The organism is Flavobacterium sp. TR2 (assembly GCF_025252405.1).
Taxonomy (GTDB): domain Bacteria; phylum Bacteroidota; class Bacteroidia; order Flavobacteriales; family Flavobacteriaceae; genus Flavobacterium.
In genome coordinates this window covers 4053391-4071301 of record NZ_CP104307.1, presented here as the reverse complement: position 1 = coordinate 4071301, position 17911 = coordinate 4053391, and the positions used below count along the sequence as shown (strand labels likewise).

12 protein-coding genes are annotated in these 17911 nt (G+C 36.1%); 11 read left to right on the top strand and 1 reads right to left on the bottom strand.

Annotated elements, in window-relative coordinates; genetic code table 11:
• The first annotated feature begins 1 nt into the window (after window position 1).
• From N4T20_RS17570 to N4T20_RS17555, 4 genes are all read left to right on the top strand, one after another.
• Window positions 2-1021, top strand: coding sequence for a sugar kinase (locus tag N4T20_RS17570; RefSeq protein WP_260670423.1), 1020 nt, complete (start codon window positions 2-4; stop codon window positions 1019-1021).
• 10 nt (window positions 1022-1031) lie between these two features.
• The gene (locus tag N4T20_RS17565; RefSeq protein ID WP_260670422.1) at window positions 1032-1700 is read left to right on the top strand and encodes a bifunctional 4-hydroxy-2-oxoglutarate aldolase/2-dehydro-3-deoxy-phosphogluconate aldolase; all 669 of its coding nucleotides are present in this window, start codon (window positions 1032-1034) and stop codon (window positions 1698-1700) included.
• A 220-nt stretch (window positions 1701-1920) separates the two neighbouring features.
• On the top strand, window positions 1921-3366 hold the full coding sequence (locus N4T20_RS17560) for a tagaturonate reductase (protein WP_260670421.1): 1446 nt from the start codon (window positions 1921-1923) through the stop codon (window positions 3364-3366).
• A 206-nt stretch (window positions 3367-3572) separates the two neighbouring features.
• On the top strand, window positions 3573-5195 hold the full coding sequence (locus N4T20_RS17555; protein ID WP_260670420.1) for a UxaA family hydrolase: 1623 nt from the start codon (window positions 3573-3575) through the stop codon (window positions 5193-5195).
• 356 nt (window positions 5196-5551) lie between these two features.
• Here N4T20_RS17555 and N4T20_RS17550 read toward each other — a convergent pair whose 3' ends face one another.
• Window positions 5552-6580: a LacI family DNA-binding transcriptional regulator gene (locus tag N4T20_RS17550; RefSeq protein ID WP_260670419.1), complete on the bottom strand. Its 1029-nt coding sequence runs from the start codon at window positions 6578-6580 to the stop codon at window positions 5552-5554.
• A 287-nt stretch (window positions 6581-6867) separates the two neighbouring features.
• Between N4T20_RS17550 and N4T20_RS17545 the strand changes: the two genes are divergently transcribed.
• From N4T20_RS17545 to N4T20_RS17515, 7 genes are all read left to right on the top strand, one after another.
• The gene (locus tag N4T20_RS17545) at window positions 6868-8307 is read left to right on the top strand and encodes a glycoside hydrolase family 28 protein (RefSeq protein WP_260670418.1); all 1440 of its coding nucleotides are present in this window, start codon (window positions 6868-6870) and stop codon (window positions 8305-8307) included.
• A 30-nt stretch (window positions 8308-8337) separates the two neighbouring features.
• Window positions 8338-11439 (top strand): TonB-dependent receptor, encoded by a 3102-nt coding sequence (locus tag N4T20_RS17540; RefSeq protein ID WP_260670417.1) that lies wholly within the window; start codon window positions 8338-8340, stop codon window positions 11437-11439.
• A gap of 12 nt (window positions 11440-11451) precedes the next feature.
• The gene (locus N4T20_RS17535; RefSeq protein WP_260670416.1) at window positions 11452-13125 is read left to right on the top strand and encodes a RagB/SusD family nutrient uptake outer membrane protein; all 1674 of its coding nucleotides are present in this window, start codon (window positions 11452-11454) and stop codon (window positions 13123-13125) included.
• Window positions 13126-13225: 100 nt separating this feature from the next.
• Complete coding sequence (locus N4T20_RS17530) at window positions 13226-14164, top strand: alpha/beta hydrolase (RefSeq protein ID WP_260670415.1); 939 nt, start codon at window positions 13226-13228, stop codon at window positions 14162-14164.
• Between the two features lie 13 nt (window positions 14165-14177).
• Window positions 14178-15143: a DUF4861 domain-containing protein gene (locus N4T20_RS17525; protein WP_260670414.1), complete on the top strand. Its 966-nt coding sequence runs from the start codon at window positions 14178-14180 to the stop codon at window positions 15141-15143.
• Window positions 15144-15430: 287 nt separating this feature from the next.
• Window positions 15431-16630, top strand: coding sequence for a glycoside hydrolase family 105 protein (locus N4T20_RS17520; RefSeq protein ID WP_260670413.1), 1200 nt, complete (start codon window positions 15431-15433; stop codon window positions 16628-16630).
• A 21-nt stretch (window positions 16631-16651) separates the two neighbouring features.
• The gene (locus N4T20_RS17515; protein WP_260670412.1) at window positions 16652-17878 is read left to right on the top strand and encodes a glycoside hydrolase family 105 protein; all 1227 of its coding nucleotides are present in this window, start codon (window positions 16652-16654) and stop codon (window positions 17876-17878) included.
• Window positions 17879-17911 lie beyond the last annotated feature (33 nt).

Here is a 17911-nt window from a genome sequence, read left to right as displayed (position 1 = left end):
AATGAGTAGAGTAGTTGCATTTGGAGAAATCATGCTGCGTTTATCGACAGAAAGACATTTGCGTTTTTCGCAATCTACAGCATTTGGTGCTACGTATGGTGGCGGAGAGTTTAATGTATGTGTTTCTTTGGCTAATTATGGTGTAAATGCTGAATTTGTTACCAGACTGCCTGAAAATGAAATTGGTTTTTCTGCATTAAAAGAAATCAGAAAAATGAATGTAGAATCTAAAAACATTGTTTACGGAGGAGAACGTTTAGGAATCTATTTTCTAGAAACAGGAGCAGGAACCCGCGGCAGCAATGTTGTTTATGATCGTGCTCACAGCGCCATGTCGACAATACAAAAAGGGCAGGTTGATTGGGAAAACGTGTTGGAAGGTGCAGAATGGTTTCATTGGAGCGGCATTACGCCAGCGATTTCAGAAAGTGCAGCAGAAGCTTGTCTAGAAGCAATTAAAGTCGCTCATAAAAAAGGAACTAAAATTTCTTGCGATTTAAACTACAGATCAAAACTTTGGCAGTACGGAAAAACTCCAAGCGAGGTTATGCCAGAAATGCTAAAATACAGCAATGTGATTTTAGGAGATATCGATACGGCGTATTTCATGCTTGGAATTCCTAAAGTAAATCCGAATTATCAGGATGAGAAATCGCTTCCGGCAGTGTACGATAAATTGTTTGAATTGATTCCGAGCCTAAAAATCGCTGCAACAACGCTTCGTTATTCTGTTAGCGCTTCGCACCAGAGAATTGGTGGAATTTTGTACGACGGAAAAGCAATTTATAGCGCCGCAGTTAAAGAAGTTACGCCAGTTGTAGACCGCGTAGGAAGTGGAGATGCCTTTATGGGCGGATTAATTTACGGTTTGTTGGAGTATAATAATAACCAGAGAGCGCTAGATTTTGCAGTAGCGGCTTGCTGTTTGAAACATACAATTGCTGGAGATTATAACTTGGTTACCTTAAAGGAAGTTGAAAATATGATTGATGGCGATGGTTCTGCATTAGTATCAAGATAAAAAAATAAAAATGGCAAAATATTCAAGAATTGAAGTAGCTCAGACCATGAAAGAAAACGGTATGGTTCCGTTGTTTTTTCATTCTGATATTGAACTAAGTAAAAAAGTTTTAAAAGCGTGTTACGATGGAGGTTCCAGATTAATGGAATTTACAAGCAGAGGCGATTTTGCTCATGAAGTTTTTGGAGCATTAAATAAATACGCTTTGGCAGAGCTTCCGGGAATGATTTTAGGAGTGGGTTCTATTACAGATGCAGCTTCGGCTTCTTTGTACATGAGTTTAGGGGCAAATTTTATTGTAACACCAGTATTTAGAGAAGATATAGCTATAGCCTGTAATCGAAGAAAAGTACTTTGGTCGCCAGGCTGCGGCACGTTGACAGAAATAGCAAAAGCAGAAGAATTAGGATGTGAAATCGTAAAACTATTTCCAGCCGACACTTACGGACCAGACTTTATTAAAGCTATAAAAGGCCCGTGTCCTTGGACGAATATTATGCCTACAGGAGGCGTTTATCCAACAAAAGAAAGTTTGTCTTCATGGCTGAACGCCGGTGCAACTTGTGTTGGATTGGGTTCGCAATTAATTTCAAAAGAGATATTAGACCAGAAAGACTTCGATGGGCTAACTGCAAAAGTGAAACAGGTTCTTGACATTATAAAAGATATTAGAAAATAGATTAAGGGGTAATCATGCCTAACTCCTTATTTTATAAGTTTTTTTTAGATTTTTAGAGATTGTAATTGAACATTACGCTTGAAAAATTGAGCCAGCCATTCCTCACAGCCGGCTTTATTTTACTCAATCGGGTGTAATGTTTCTTTTGCAATTTATAAGGCAGAAATAATGAAATAAGGTTTATAAATGGTTATTTATAACGCATTAAAGAAAATTTAAAATGAAAAAATTAAATAGAATAAATACAGGATTAGAAAAGTTACAGCCAATTAAGGTAGTTCAGTTTGGAGAAGGTAACTTTTTAAGAGCCTTTGTTGATTATGCTTTTGATAAACTAAATAAAGAAGTCGATTTTAATGCCGGTATTGCAGTAGTCCAACCATTGAAAGACGGTATGGTAAATATGATTAATGATCAGGACGGTCTTTATACCTTGTTTATGAACGGAATTAAAAAAGGTGAAAAGATACAAGATATTGTCTTAATTAATAACATTGTAAAAACGATAAACCCATATACTGAATTTGCAAATTATTTGGCTTTAGCTAAAGAAGAAGAACTTCAGTTTATTGTTTCTAATACTACAGAAGCTGGAATTGAATTTATTGAAAGCGATACTCCAGATATGCAGCCACCAGTGTCATTTCCTGCAAAATTGACGGTTTTGTTATATGAAAGATTTAAGCATTTTAATGGAGACGCTTCTAAAGGAGTTACAATAATTCCGTGTGAATTAATTGATTATAACTCTGAAACGCTTAAAAAATATATTTTGCAATATGTTGATTTATGGAAATTAGAGGATGCATTTAAAACTTGGGTATCAGATGCTTGTACATATCATAGTACTTTGGTTGACAGAATTGTCCCTGGATATCCAAGAGCTGAAATTGAAGAATACAATAATAAATTAGATTATGAGGACAACTTAATTGTTGCGGCTGAACCTTTTTTCCTTTGGGCAATTGAAGGTGGGGATGATCTAAAAGCAAAATTGCCTTTCCATAAAACAGATTTGAATGTAAAAATCGTTGATGATATACGTCCTTTTAAAATGATTAAAGTTCGTATTTTAAACGGTGCGCATACGGCAATGGTTCCTTTTTCACTTTTGCATGGTAATAAATTAGTAATGGAAACTGTTGACGGAGATTTTACAGGGAAATTTGTAAATAGCGTTATTAGTGAAATTAGTGAAACTCTTGATATGGACAAAAATGAAATTACGGCCTATTCTGAGGAAGTAATGGACCGATTTAAAAATCCATTTATTAAACACGCACTTGCTGATATTGCATTAAATTCTGTATCGAAATTCAAAGTAAGAGTTTTGCCTAGTTTATTAGGATATTATAATGCTAACAAAAAATTGCCTGTTAATTTGACTTTTTCATTAGCGAGCTTAATTCGTTTCTACAAAGGAACTTGGAACGGTCAAAGCTTACCGGTTAAAGATGGTGAAGATATTACCGCATTCTTTAACGGACTTTGGAAGTCTGATGATTATGAAAAAATTGCTCGTTTGACATTGCAAAACAAAGGTTTCTGGGACCAAGATCTAACTGAAATTCCAGGTTTAACAAGAGCAATTACGATTGCTTTGGAAGAAATAGATTCAAACGGAATTGAAGCTGGTTTTGCTAAGTTTCAAGAAAGAATAAAATAAATCCGTTGGAGTAAAAATAGTTTTATTCAACAAATAAAATCGAATTTAATCTGCGGAAATCTGCGAGAACTATTTCTCACGCAGATTTGTACAGATGAAAGCAAATTTGAACAGATTTAAGTTTAGCTGTTGAGTGAAATCTGGAAAAAGTAATATCACTCAACAGGTTAAAAATAATAGAAAAACAAAAAGAACAAAGGTTAATTATGGCAACGCAGAAAAAATTAATAAAAGTTCACCCAACCGACAATGTTGCGGTTGCTTTGGTGGATCTTACTGCAGGCGAAGTGATTGATTTTGAAGGACAATCAATTACCGTAGAGTCTGATGTAAAAATGAAACATAAGATTGCAATGGTTCCTTTTAATGTAGGGGACAGAATCATTATGTATGGTGTTTTGGTCGGTAAAGCAAGTGCTAAAATTGAAAAGGGCGGACTGCTTTCTACTGCTAACGTAAAACATGAAAGTGATAAAGTTACAGGCAAAACAGAAACAATTGGCTGGACAGCTCCTAATGTTGATAAATGGAAAGACAGAACGTGGCAGGGCTATCACAGAGAAGATGGACAGGTGGGTACAGAAAATGTATGGCTGTTTTTTCCATTAGTTTTTTGTGAAAACAGAAACATCGAGATCTTAAAAGATATTTTTGAAAAAGAATTGATGAAGCCAAAGGAGAACGATTATCAGTTATTGTTGCGTTCTTTAGTGAAATCAGAAACTGGCGGAGCAGGAAATCAAGAAGCTTCAAATGATGCTAACTTGTTTAATAATATCGAAGTTAAATTCATCACACACCAAGGCGGCTGCGGCGGAATTCGTCAAGATTCGCACAGTTTAGCTAAACTTTTGGCGGGGTATGTTAACAACCCAAACGTGGCTGGAGCAACTGTTTTGAGTTTGGGATGCCAGAATCTTCAGATTTCAATTTTCAAAGAAGCTTTAGATGCGATTAATCCAAACAGTAAAAAACCTGTTTTAATTTACGATCAGCAATCTATCGGGACTATCGAAACGATGTTGAGCAGTGTGGTAAAAGATACTTTCGAAGCAATCAAAAAAGCAAACGAAATTAAGAGAGAACCAGCTCCATTGTCTAAATTAAGAATTGGATTAGAATGTGGCGGATCTGACGGATTCTCTGGAATTTCTGCTAATCCGACATTGGGAGTATTATCTGATCATTTAGTGGCTTTAGGAGGTACTACAATTCTTTCTGAATTTCCTGAATTATGTGGAGTAGAGCAGGAATTAGTAAATCGTTGTATAGATGATAAAGATGGAAAGCGTTTCTTAGATTTAATGCAATGGTACGAAAAAACAGTTGTTGATGCAGGTTCAGGATTTGATATGAATCCTTCTCCAGGAAATATCAAAGACGGTTTGATTACAGATGCTATGAAATCGGCTGGTGCTGCTAAAAAAGGCGGAACATCGCCAATTACGGGGGTTTTCGATTATGGAGAATACATTAACGAACCAGGCTTTACGTTGTTATGTACGCCAGGAAATGACGTAGAATGCACAACGGCAATGGTGGGCTCTGGTGCAAATATGGTATTGTTTACAACAGGTTTGGGAACTCCAACAGGAAACCCTATTGCTCCGGTTGTAAAAATTTCATCAAACACGCAGTTAGCAAACAAAATGTCTGACATTATAGATATTGATACTGGTGGAATTATCACTGGAGAAAAATCAATTGACGAAATGGCTGACGAAATGTTAGAATTTATTATTGATGTTGCCAGCGGTAATATTAAAACAAAAGCGGCTATTTTAAATCAGAACGATTTTATTCCTTGGAAAAGAGGAGTTTCATTGTAGTTTTTTAGGTGCAAAGGTTTTAAGGGACAAAGTGATAAAGGTTTATATAGAAGACGCACAATGTAGTGCGTCTTTTTTTTGTGTTAGATTTATCTGTAGAGACGCACTGCAGTGCGTCTATTATTTTTAGAGAAAGCTTCGGAGAAGCGAAATATTTATAGATAACAATTAGTCATTGAGAATAAAGCTCCAGCGGAGCGATATATATTTAGGTTGCAGAAAAATATGTCGCTCCGCTGGAGCTTTATGTTGTAACCGCTAATCTTTTGCTATAACTATTTCGCTCCTCTGAAGCTTGCATAAAAAAAAAGCCCATTCTAAAATGAGCTTATATAACTTATATGGTGAAAAAAAAATTAAAAATTTGTTCTCGTAGAAGATTTACGAATATGCAATTCTGGTGCAAGCACGACCTTTTTTTCAATTTTAATCGTATCTGTTTTGTCAACCTGTTCTAAGAAAACACGTGCAGACATTCTTCCCATTTCAAGCGGTGACTGGTCTACAGATGTAATAGATAATTCCATGAATTTAGTAAAAGGCTCGTTACTGAAACCCGCGACACAAAACTCACTCGGAATGCTGATATTTCTTTCTTTTAATTCTTGTATTGCGCCCAATGCAGCAAAATCACTCGAAGAAAAAATAGCGTCTGGAGGAGTTGGCAATTGCAAAAGTTTGTCAACTGCTTCTTTACCAGCGTCTACGCTACTTTTGGTAAAAACAACATAATCTTCGTTAAAAGTAAATCCGTTGTCTAATAACGCCTGTTTGTATCCTAAAAACCTGTTTTTGAAGATGTCTAACGATTGGTCTCCAGAGAAATGAGCAATATTTCTGCAGCCTTCATCTATTAAATGTTTTGTAGCTAAATAACCGCCTTTAAAGTCATTGATAGTGACAGAACTTACGCCATCAATGTGTTTGCTTCTATCAAAAAAGATCAGCGGTACATTTTTCTCCAGTACATTTCTGAAAGCGCTGTCGTTCTCATCTGAGATACCCGTTACAGACATCATAATGCCGTCAACTTGTGCATCTACAAGCGTGTGAAGATTTTCGTTTTCTCTTTTAATGCTTTCGTGAGTTTGGCAGATAATAACCTGATAACCGTGAGGATAAAGCTCTTCTTCAATTCCTCGAATGACTGAGGCGAAAAAGTTACTGTCAATACGCGGCACAATAACTCCGATATTATTACTTCGGCCACTCTTCAAAGCAAGCGCCAATTTATTTTGCTTATAGTTCATTTCAGCAGCAGTCCTTATAACCAACTCGCGCGTCGCTTCCTTTATTTTAGGATTGTTGTTTAACGCTCTAGAAACTGTCGCAGCCGTGATGTTTAATTTTTCAGCAATATCGTAAATAGTTACTTTTTCACTCATTCAAAAAAAGTTTTTCGGATTATTTTAGACAAAAGTACATTTTTTTTCATTATGTAATAAAAATTGTTATCGATTACCGTATTTAAAAATTCAAACGTTTTAGATTCTACAATGATAATAAATTATCTAATTTTTTGCATTAAATGTAATTAAATTTTGTAATAAAAATTAAATATATAATTTTTTTCTAAATTAATTTGGTGTCTTAGAACAATTTTTCTACTTTCGTGTAATCGATTACATAAAACCTGAAGTTTTTGATATTCAAACAAGAAAAATCTGTGCAAATGATTACAAATAAGATAGTCGCAACAAAAAAGATTCTTTTTCTAGCCGTTTTAGGGCTTTTAATGCCATCATGTGCAAGACATTCTTCAGCTATTTCTTCAGAAAATCCATGGCAAAAAATGGATTTGGTAGTTAAAAGCATACCTCAAACACATTTCTCAGATAAAATTTACAATATCAATGATTTTGGCGCTGTTGCTGACGGAAAAACGTTAAACACTTCCGCTTTCCAAAAGGCGATACAAGAATGTGCTGCAAATGGAGGCGGGAAAGTTTTAGTTCCAAACGGAAAATATTTGACAGGAGCCATTCATTTAGAAAGCAATGTGAATCTGCATTTGGAAGATCATGCTGAGATTCTTTTTAGTTTAAATCCGAAAGACTATCCTATTGTGCATACTTCTTGGGAAGGAACAGAACTAATGAATTATTCTCCTCTTATTTACGCAAAAAACAAAACCAACATTGCAGTTACAGGAAAAGGAACGCTAAACGGTCAGGCTGACAGCACAAATTGGTGGATTTGGTCTGGAGGAAAAAATTACGGTTGGAAAAAAGGAATTCCGTCTCAGAATGACCCGACAAACCGTGAAGTTTTGGTTGATATGGCAGAAAAAGGAGTACCGGTATCAGAAAGAGTTTTTGGCGACGGACGTTACTTAAGGCCAAACTTTATTGAGTTTTTTGAATGCAATACTGCTTTGGTAAAAGACGTAAAAATCATCAATTCTCCGTTTTGGATTTTGCATCCTATAAAAACAAACAACATGATTATTGACGGGGTGACGATTAACAGTCACGGCCCGAACAATGATGGCTGCGATCCTGAATATTCTCAAAACATTGTCATTAGAAACTGCACGTTCAATACAGGCGACGACTGCATTGCCATTAAAGCAGGACGCGACGGAGACGGAAGAAGAGTTGCCATACCAAGTAAAAATATAATTGTGCAAAACTGCAAAATGATTGATGGGCATGGCGGTGTTGTAATTGGAAGCGAAATTTCTGCAGGAGTAAATAATGTTTTTGTAGAAAATTGCGTGATGGATAGTCCCAATTTGGATCGTGCTATTCGTATCAAAACCAATTCGAAAAGAGGTGGAATCATTGAAAATGTCTACGTCCGAAACCTTGAAGTGGGAACCGTAAAAGAATGTGTCCTCAAATTGAATATGTTTTACAATGTGTACGGATCGCAGACAGGAAATTTTATCCCGACCATCAGAAATGTAAGTTTAGAAAATGTGACTGTCAAAAACGGCGGAAAATACAGCGTTTGGGCAGAAGGCTATAACGAATCGCCTGTCGAGAATATTACGTTGAAAAATGTAAAAATTGAAAAGGTCGACTCGCTCTATTTATTAAAAAACGTAAAAAACATAAATTTTATAAATACCTACATCAATGAAAAAAAAGTAGAATCTATTACTAACTAAACACTATCAATTAACCAAACTTTAAACCACATGAGTATTAAACAATTATCTAAGAAAAAAGATAAGTACTTTGTATTTTTCTTTTTCCTGAATTTTTTGCTGTGCAGTTCTATATACGCACAGACAACCACAATTGAAGGGAAGATTACCGATGCGACGGGTATGTCGCTGCCAGGGGTAAACATTAATGAAAAGGGAACTAAAAACGGAACTTCGACAGATTTTGAAGGAAGTTTTAAAATCAATGTATCAAACAGTAAAGCTGTTTTAATAATTAGCTATTTAGGATTCCAGACACAAGAAGTAAGTGTTGCAGGAAAAACCAAAATAAATGTAAGTTTAGCCGAACAGTCAAACGCATTGACAGAAGTTGTGGTAGTTGGATACGGTTCTGTAAAAAAGACAGACCTTACAGGATCTGTTAGTACAATCAGTGCGGCGACTATTACAGAAAGAAATACCACAAGTCCATTAGAGGCTATTCAAGGAAGCACGCCGGGAGTTCAGATTTCATCAGCATCAGGACGTGCGGGAGATGGGTACAAAGTAGTAATCAGAGGGAATAACTCCTTAGTTGGATCATCGCCATTATATATCGTAGATGGCGTGCCAGTTGATAATATTGACTTTTTGAACCCGCAGGATATTTCTAGAATGGACGTTTTAAAAGATGCTTCTTCGGCTGCAATTTATGGTTCTAGAGGAGCAAGCGGTGTTATTATCGTAACTACAAAAAGCGGCGCCAATGTAAAATCTGGAATCAATGTGACTTTTGATACTTCTTACGGTAATAAAACTGCCGCTAGAATGCCAAAAATGATGAACGGTGAAGAATGGTGGAAATTCCATCAGGTAGCGTACATGAGCGCAACACCGCTGACGCAAACGCCTGCACAATTAGCCGCTTTGGCAGGAAATCAGAGTCCGTTATTAGTTTCTCGCGCTAACAGCGGTTATAATTTTGACTGGACAGATGCTGTTCTTAAGCCTGGTATGACTCAAAATAATTATTTAAATGTTACAGGGCGTTCAGATTCTGGTTTGAGTTATAACTTAGGATTCGGTGTTCAGAGTGATGAAGGACTTATCGAAAATGATTCGACTGATAAGTACTCTTTTAAACTTGGGTTAAACCACAAAATCAACGATAAATTTACAACTGGCGCCAACATTACTATTGCTCGCATTGATACGCAATTAGGAAGTGATTTGGCCATGCAGGATGCTTTCAGACTAAGTCCGCTGATGTCTCCTTGGGCGGTTGACGCACAAGGAAATGAAAAAGTGGGAACGCTATTTTTCCTTCCGGGGAAATTAACGTATCCTGACGGTTCATGGGCAATTAATAAAACAAGTACAGTAAATCCTTTGATGGAAATTGCCAATTCTTCTCAGACAGAAAAAACATGGCAAACCGTTGGAAATGTTTTCTTCCAATACCAGCCTTTAAAATGGCTTTCGTTTAAAACAACATTTGCAGGAGGTATAGAAAATACAGTTACCAGTGCGGCTTATACTGCACAAACAAATGCGGGTGTAACCTTAAACGGAAAAAACTCAGCATCAATAAAAAACTTCAACAACTTTAATTACACTTGGGATAACCAGATCGACTTAAAACACACGTTTAAAGAAGTACACGATTTTAGCGTTTTATTATTGCAGAGTTTGTATTCAAATGTTGATGAAACATCTTATTTATATTCTAACAATCAGCCTTTTGACGTTGGATCTAATAATATGGGATCTGGAGTTCAGACAAGTTATAACATAAGTTCAGGCTATCAAAAGAATACATTAAGTTCTTATGCAGTTCGTTTAAATTATACTTTTAAAGACAAATACTTATTGACGGCTTCTACAAGATGGGATGGTTCTTCTGTTTTATCTGAAGGCAATAAATGGCAAAGTTTCCCTTCTGTAGCTTTAGGATGGAAAATTAGCAAAGAATCTTTCTTAGCAAACAGCTCAGTTGTTTCTGATTTAAAACTTCGTGCGAGTTTAGGGTATACAGGAAACGATAACGTTGCACCTTATACTTCTCAAGCTTTATTAAACCAGCAGACTTTTTACGCCAATGGAGCTAATGTAGTTGCGGGATGGCAGTCTGAAAATTTAGCAAATCAAAATTTGACTTGGGAAAAAACACGTGAGCTAAACTTTGGTCTTGACTACGGATTTTTGAACAACAGAATTACAGGTACAGTAGACGTTTACGACAGACTATCAGATAAACTGATTTACAAACAGCAATTGCCATCAGAAACAGGCTGGAAAAACACTTATGCCAACGTTGGTTCTGTTAGCAACAAAGGAGTTGAAGTATTATTGACTACTAAAAACATTAAAAGTAAAAATGTAAACTGGGAAACCACTTTTACATTTACTAAAAACGTAAACAAATTAGAGTCAATTTACAATCAGGATCAAGTAAGTGATATTGGTAACAAATTAATCTTAGGGTCTGAATTAAATCCAAACTACAACTACGTTTATGATGGCGTTTGGCAAGAAAGCGAAGCGGCACAGGCAGCATCTTACGGAATGGCTCCCGGACAAGCTAGGCCAAAAGATTTGAATAATGATGGGAAATTCAACCAAGATGATAGAACCGTAATCGGAAATGCAAATCCAGATTGGCAGGGAAGTTTATATTCTAAATTAACTGTTGGCAATTTCGATTTCAATTTTTCGGTATTAACAAGCCAAGGGCAAACGGTTTTGAGCACATTCCACCAAAACTTTGCCGATGTGAGCGATAGAGGACGTCAGAAATTGGCAATGGATTACTTTATTCCAACAAACGGAACGGGAATTGCGGCTAACGCAAACAACGAACACCCAAGACCAGGACCTGTAGCGACTGGTGCTGGAGCATATTGGACTTCTTTATTTGGGTATTACAGAGACGTATCTTACGTGAAAATTAAAAATATATCTTTAGGATACACATTGGATTCTGAATTATTGAAAAGACTTAAAATCAGTAATTTGAGGATTTATGTGAATGTTTTAGACCCATTTGTATTTACAGACTTTGACGGATACGATCCTGAATGGGCCGGTGCTGCTTTCGGAGTAAATCGTCCAGCCTCTGTGACGACACAATTGGGATTAAGTGTTAAATTTTAATAAAGATATCAAATGAAAAAATTCATCATATTATTAGGAATCATTGTAGGAACATTAAGTTCTTGCAGTAATTATATAAAAGAGGAAAGTTTGTCAAATGTTCCAGCAGACGGGACTTATAAAACGGCGGCTGGTTTTCAATTGCTAGTGAATACCAATTATGCATGGTTAAAAGGAATTTATGGAGGAAATCCTTGGCTTTTTGAAGCAGGAACCGATATGTATGCAGAAGGAAGAACGCCAGAACCAGCAGGTTTAAGCCAATATGCGCTTTTAATTCCGTCTTCAGACAATGTTGCCGATTTGTATAATTCTTGCTATCAGCTGATTCAGTCTGTAAATAAAACGGTGTATTACTCTACTGTAACAGAGCAGACTTCAAATCTTAACACGTTAGTAGGCGAGGCTAGATTTCTTAGAGCAAATGCCTATTTTTTATTAGTTCAGACTTATGGAGGAGTGCCCATTGTAAGCGAGAATATTACAAGTCCAGTTTTGTTTTTTACAAGAAATACGGCAGAAGAAGTATACACGCAAATCATAGCCGATTTGGATTTTGCCTTAGCTAATGTTGGAACTGCAGCATACGGCACATCTGGAAAAGTAAACAAAAGAGCTGTAAACGATTTATTGGCAAAAGTGTATTTAACAAGAGGATACGAAACTTTTGGTAAAGCTGATGATTTTTCAAAAGCTGCAACTTACGCAGATGCTGCAATTGCAGGCCAGACTTTAGCACTTGCTTTCGATCAATTGTTTAAACCAGGAAACGATTTAAATGCAGAAACCATTTTTTCTGTACAATACGACAAAGCTTCGACAAGTACAGATCCGACAAAATTGGGTAACAATCAGTTTTACTATTTCAGTTCTTATTTAGGAGGAGCAGAAACAGGAGCGCCATTAAGAAGCTACAATTTATGCCCGACAGATTATGCTTTAGGTCTATACGAAAAAGGCGATGCAAGATGGAACGCGACTTTTATGACTGAAATTGTCGAAGGGCCAGAAACAACAAACGGAGTTACAAAAACTATTTTATACTATCCGTACTACAGAAGTTCAAACCCATCTTCTTTAAAAGTGAGACATTTTTACGAACCAAAATGGTTTACGCCTGCTGATAAAACCGCTTGGATGACCGCTAATGCTTCTAGATTATCAGCAACATTTGTGTATCATCCTTGGGGAGAATATTCTGCGGCGCATACGCTAATTAAAAACTTAGACTGTTATACTATTCCAGTTAAGAAATTTGACGATCCAGATCCAACAACTCCATCAAGTACAGGACCAGTAAGCACAAGAGACATTATTGTTTCAAGACTTGGAGAAACGTATTTAATTGCGGCAGAAGCTTATTTAAAAGCAGGAAACCCAGGAACAGGATTAGACCGTTTAAACGCAGTAAGAAAGAGAGCGGGAGTAGCCAATGCCACTTTAGCTCAGTTTAATATCGATTATATTTTGGACGAAAGAGGGAGAGAATTATTGGGCGAGTACAAACGCTGGTTTGACCTTAAACGTACAGGAACTTTGGTAGCGAGAGCTTCAGCTTATAATTATAAAATTAAAGAAGCAAATTTTGTGGGTGTTGACGGCAAGCTTAAAATTTTAAGACCAATACCGCAAACCGCTTTGGATTTAAACCAAAATAAAGATTTTCCTCAAAATCCTGGTTATTAGTAATTGGTTAGTTTTTTGAGAACTATGTTTTTTGAAGTAGTTAAAAAGGAGTTTGACTATAGGTCGAACTCCTTTCTTAACTAAACAGTAAAGAGTAGAAATGCGAAAATTTAAATTAATCTTAGTGTTGTTTTTTAATGCAATTGTAATGCAAAGCCAGCAGTACAAGGTAGACACGTCGTATACCATTAAAAGCACTTACGCTAAATTAATTAAGAAATACCCGTTTATTACAATTCCAGAAGTAAAAACAAATTTAGAAGTTAGAGAGGCATTCGACCAAATTTACAATCAAGAACAAGATCGCGTTCTGCATTTTGATGCTTTTGTTAATACCAAAAAGAAAAAAAATCCTGCCGTAATTATGATTCATGGCGGAGGGTGGAGATCGGGGAATAAAAATCAGATGCAGTTTTTAGGTGCAGCAATTGCAGCAAAAGGCTATTCTTGTTTTGCGATCGAATACAGATTATCATTAGAAGCAAAATATCCGACAGGAGTTATCGATGTAAAGAATGCAATAAAATTTATCAAAGACAATGCAGTGAAATTTAATGTAGATCCAAACAAAATTGCGGTTTTAGGCTGTTCCTCGGGAGGGCAAATGGCAGCTTTGATTGGTACAACACATAATAATCCGCTTTTTGAAGATAAAAATTTTAAAAGCCGTTCTTCTTCAAAAGTTCATGCCATAATAGATGTAGATGGGGTTTTGGCATTCAAACATCCAGAATCGTCAGAAGGCGATATGGCAGCATTTTGGTTGGGAGGAAAATCAGATGAGATGCCTGAGAATTGGCAAAATGCTTCGGCACTGAGCCATACAGGCAAAGATACGCAGCCTATATTGTATATCTGCAGCAGCATTCCGCGATTTCATGCAGGAAGAGACGATATGATTCAGATTTTGAATAAATATAAAATCTATAATGAAGTGCAGACCATTCCAGATTCGCCTCATTCATTTTGGTTTTATGATCCTTGGTTTACACAGACAATTTCGTACAGCGTACGATTTTTAGATAAAATTTTTAAATAATATTAGAATACAAATGAAAGCAAAAATCACCACAGCAGTTTTATTTTTCGCAGGTCTAACAGCCATAAACGCGCAGAAATATGATATCAAAACCAATAAAACGTATGCCGAAATATCTGCAAAAACAGACGGAAAATGGGAAGGAAGAAAGTATAAAGGCGGTACGGTGTTTAAAAATGTGGACCGATTAAAGCTGGCTCCTGAGCATACTGACCATTCTTTTGACATTCGTTATGAAGGGCCGGGATGGGAAAACAACAGAATTGGATACCGCTTGTATTTAGACTGGAGAAATGCTATTGACATCTTCGGAAAGAAAACATCAGAAAATATTCTGCCAAAAGTAGGACAGGACGGTTTTGATTCGTATCATGAAATGAGCGACTGGGGTGCAGATATCTTAAAAGCAGGAAAAGGAATTGGAATTGGTTCTATCGACCGTTATTTAAACAGCGAAAAATTACACTTTCGCGAAGTTGATTCAACCATTGCAACAGTAGCCAATAAAGCAAATGAATCTGTGGTAAAAGTAAATTATTATGGGTGGAAAACAGCTTCAGACAAAATCGACTTTGTTTCAGAGTTGACCATTAAACCAGACCAGTTGTATACGCAGCACACGATTAAAGCATCACAAGCAATCAAAGGAATTTGTACTGGAATTGTAAAACAAAAAACGGCTGAATTGCTTAAGAAAGAAAGCAAAAACAAAAAATGGGCATATCTGGCAACTTACGGAGAACAATCTTTGGTTCCAGATAAGTTAGGAATGGCAATTTTTTATGAAATTAGTACTGTCGAAAATATTGCTGATACAGACTTAGACTATCTTTTAATTTTTAAACCAACTACAAAAGCGGTGACTTTTTACCTTTTAGGAGCTTGGGAACAGGAAGTAAACGGTATCAAAACAAAAGAAGAATTTGCTCAATATTTAGACAAACAATTGGAAGTACTGAATAAAAAAGGCAAAATGTAAATTGTTTTTTGCCACTCCCGATAGCTATCGGGATAAAAGATTAAAATGATTAAAAAAGATCTGCTCAATCTGCCGAATCAGCGTGAGAATAATTTTAACACATAGAAACATAGAGTTTATTGTATTTTAAAAGAATATAAAAAAGAAGCTTGCTTCTTACACATAGCATACTATGTTTATTATTGCAAGTGAAATGCCTTTTATTAAGTTTTCTAAACTATGTATCTATGTGTTAAAAAAACAGCCAAAGAATAATCCATTAATCTGTGGCGAAAAAAAATATAAATATGAAGTATAAAAAAACTGCCCTATTATTATTTCTGCTTTTCAATGTTTTTGCAATAGCGCAAAATCAAACTGACGCATCAGAAAATGTAATTCCGTACGATTTAAAATGGTCAGAACGAACAGCACTTTCTATTTTAAGCAAGTATCCGAATGCATGGCAGCTGGATGGAAATGACAAACCAAAATGGGATTATAAAATGGGTTTTGTATTGTCTGGTTTTGAAAAATTATATCAGAAGACAAACAATAAAAAATACCTGAATTATATTAAAGAGTATGTTGATGGAATGATTGACAGCACAGGAAACATCAAAAAGTATGATGTAAAAGAATACAATATCGATTGTTTGAATCCGGGAAAACTGCTGTTTAATTTATATGATATTACCAAAGATTCACGCTATCTGCAGCTTATCGGAAAACTGAGAAATCAGCTTGAAAGTCAGCCGAGAACACCAAGCGGAGGATTTTGGCACAAACAGATTTACCCAAACCAAATGTGGATTGACGGTTTGTATATGGCAGAACCTTTTTATGCGCAGTTTACAGTGAAGTATGAAAAAGGAAAGAGCTTAGACGATATCGCCAAACAATTTGAACTCGTTCAAAATCATATAGTAGATCCCAAGACAGGGTTGGTTTACCAAGCTTGGGACGAAAGCAAAGAGATCGCGTGGGCAGATAAACAGACAGGAACCTCGCCAACGATCTGGGGCAGAGGAATTGGCTGGTACATGGTTGCATTGGTAGAAACGTTAGATTATTTTCCGAAATCACATCCAAAATATAAAGTTTTGGTAGGGTACTTAAATCAGATTTCAAAAAACGTGAATCAGTTCAAAAGCGAAAATGGGCTTTGGTATCAAGTTGCCGATAAACCAGAATTGTACGGAAACTATGTAGAACCATCAGCTTCTGGAATGATTATTTATGCGTTTGCAAAAGGAGCCAACAAAGGTTATTTAGCGTCAAGCTATAAAACAGCAGCGAAAAAATCATTTGACGGTTTTGTGAAAGAATTTGTGAAAGTGGATAAAAAAGGAGAAGTCAATATTCTAAATGTTTCGTCAAATGTAGGATTGGGCGGAAAACCATTCCGCGATGGAACAAATGATTATTATATGTCTTCCAAAACAAAAGAAAATGGTGCAATAGGCTTAGGAGCGTTTTTATTGGCATCGATCGAATTAGAAAAATAGTTGAATTTAAATATTGTTGAAATGAAAAATAGTAGAAAGCACAATTACTTCATGTCGGTTCTGATGATCTGCGTTATGACTATTACAAGTTGTAAAGTAACCTCTCAAGAGCCTGCAAAAAAGGATATCGTAATTGGAAAGAATCTGAAATGGTCTGATAAAATGGCTTTAACATTGATGAAACGCCATCCGGAAGCCTACATGATCGACGATGCTAAAAAGCCAAAGTGGGATTATGTTCACGCCTTAGTATTGCATTCAATCGAAGAATTGTACAAAAAAAATCCAGATCCGAGATACAAAGCGTACATAAGAGGATATGTAGACAATTTGGTGCAAGCTGACGGAAGCATCAATACTTACGAATTTGATAAATACAATATTGATTTAGTATTGCCAGGACGTCTTCTTTTTGATGTTTATGAAACTTCAAAAGAAGAAAAGTATTTAAAAGCATTGCAGTTAATTCGCAAACAGCTAGCAGAACAGCCACGAACTCAAAGCGGCGGATTCTGGCACAAACAAATCTATCCAAACCAAATGTGGTTAGACGGTTTATACATGGGCGAACCATTCTATGCAGAATACACAGCTAAATTTGAAAACGGAAAAAGCTTTGACGATATCGCAAAACAATTTGAAGTGATTCAATTGAAAGCTACAGATCCAAAAACAGGACTGCTATATCACGGTTGGGACGAAAGCAAACAAATGCCTTGGGCCAATAAAGAAACAGGAAACTCGCCAAACTTCTGGTCTAGATCTTTGGGCTGGTATGTAATGGCTTTGGTTGATGTTTTAGATTATATGCCAAAAGACCATCCAAAAAGAAAAGAATTGATCAAATACTTAAACAACGCTTCTGAGGCGATACTTAAATTTCAAGATAAATCGTCTGGTTTGTGGTATCAGGTTACAGACAGAGGCGGTGATAAAGACAATTACTTAGAAGCTTCTGGATCGGCTATGTTTGCGTATGCTTATGCAAAAGGAGCAAACAAAGGTTATCTGCCAGCTAAATTTAAAAAAGCAGCCAACAAAGCTTTTGATGGATTAACTACAATTTTAATCAAAAAAGTTGATGAAGATGGCGGAATCACTTTAACAAACTGCTGTCAAGTGGCTGGTTTAGGTGGAAATCCGTACCGTGATGGTTCTTACGAGTATTATGTAAACGAAAGAAAAAAAGACAACGATCCTAAAGCAACAGGGCCTTTTATTTTGGCAGCTATTGAGTTAAATCGTTAATTTCTAAAAGTTATGAGTTTTGAGTTATGAGTT

Coding starts and splice junctions, on each gene's coding strand:
- N4T20_RS17515 (WP_260670412.1), top strand. CDS start 16,652: ATGAAAAATAGTAGAAAGCACAATTACTTCATGTCGGTTCTGATGATC.
- N4T20_RS17530 (WP_260670415.1), top strand. CDS start 13,226: ATGCGAAAATTTAAATTAATCTTAGTGTTGTTTTTTAATGCAATTGTA.
- N4T20_RS17535 (WP_260670416.1), top strand. CDS start 11,452: ATGAAAAAATTCATCATATTATTAGGAATCATTGTAGGAACATTAAGT.
- N4T20_RS17560 (WP_260670421.1), top strand. CDS start 1,921: ATGAAAAAATTAAATAGAATAAATACAGGATTAGAAAAGTTACAGCCA.
- N4T20_RS17540 (WP_260670417.1), top strand. CDS start 8,338: ATGAGTATTAAACAATTATCTAAGAAAAAAGATAAGTACTTTGTATTT.
- N4T20_RS17550 (WP_260670419.1), bottom strand. CDS start 6,580: ATGAGTGAAAAAGTAACTATTTACGATATTGCTGAAAAATTAAACATC.
- N4T20_RS17520 (WP_260670413.1), top strand. CDS start 15,431: ATGAAGTATAAAAAAACTGCCCTATTATTATTTCTGCTTTTCAATGTT.
- N4T20_RS17525 (WP_260670414.1), top strand. CDS start 14,178: ATGAAAGCAAAAATCACCACAGCAGTTTTATTTTTCGCAGGTCTAACA.
- N4T20_RS17555 (WP_260670420.1), top strand. CDS start 3,573: ATGGCAACGCAGAAAAAATTAATAAAAGTTCACCCAACCGACAATGTT.
- N4T20_RS17565 (WP_260670422.1), top strand. CDS start 1,032: ATGGCAAAATATTCAAGAATTGAAGTAGCTCAGACCATGAAAGAAAAC.
- N4T20_RS17570 (WP_260670423.1), top strand. CDS start 2: ATGAGTAGAGTAGTTGCATTTGGAGAAATCATGCTGCGTTTATCGACA.
- N4T20_RS17545 (WP_260670418.1), top strand. CDS start 6,868: ATGATTACAAATAAGATAGTCGCAACAAAAAAGATTCTTTTTCTAGCC.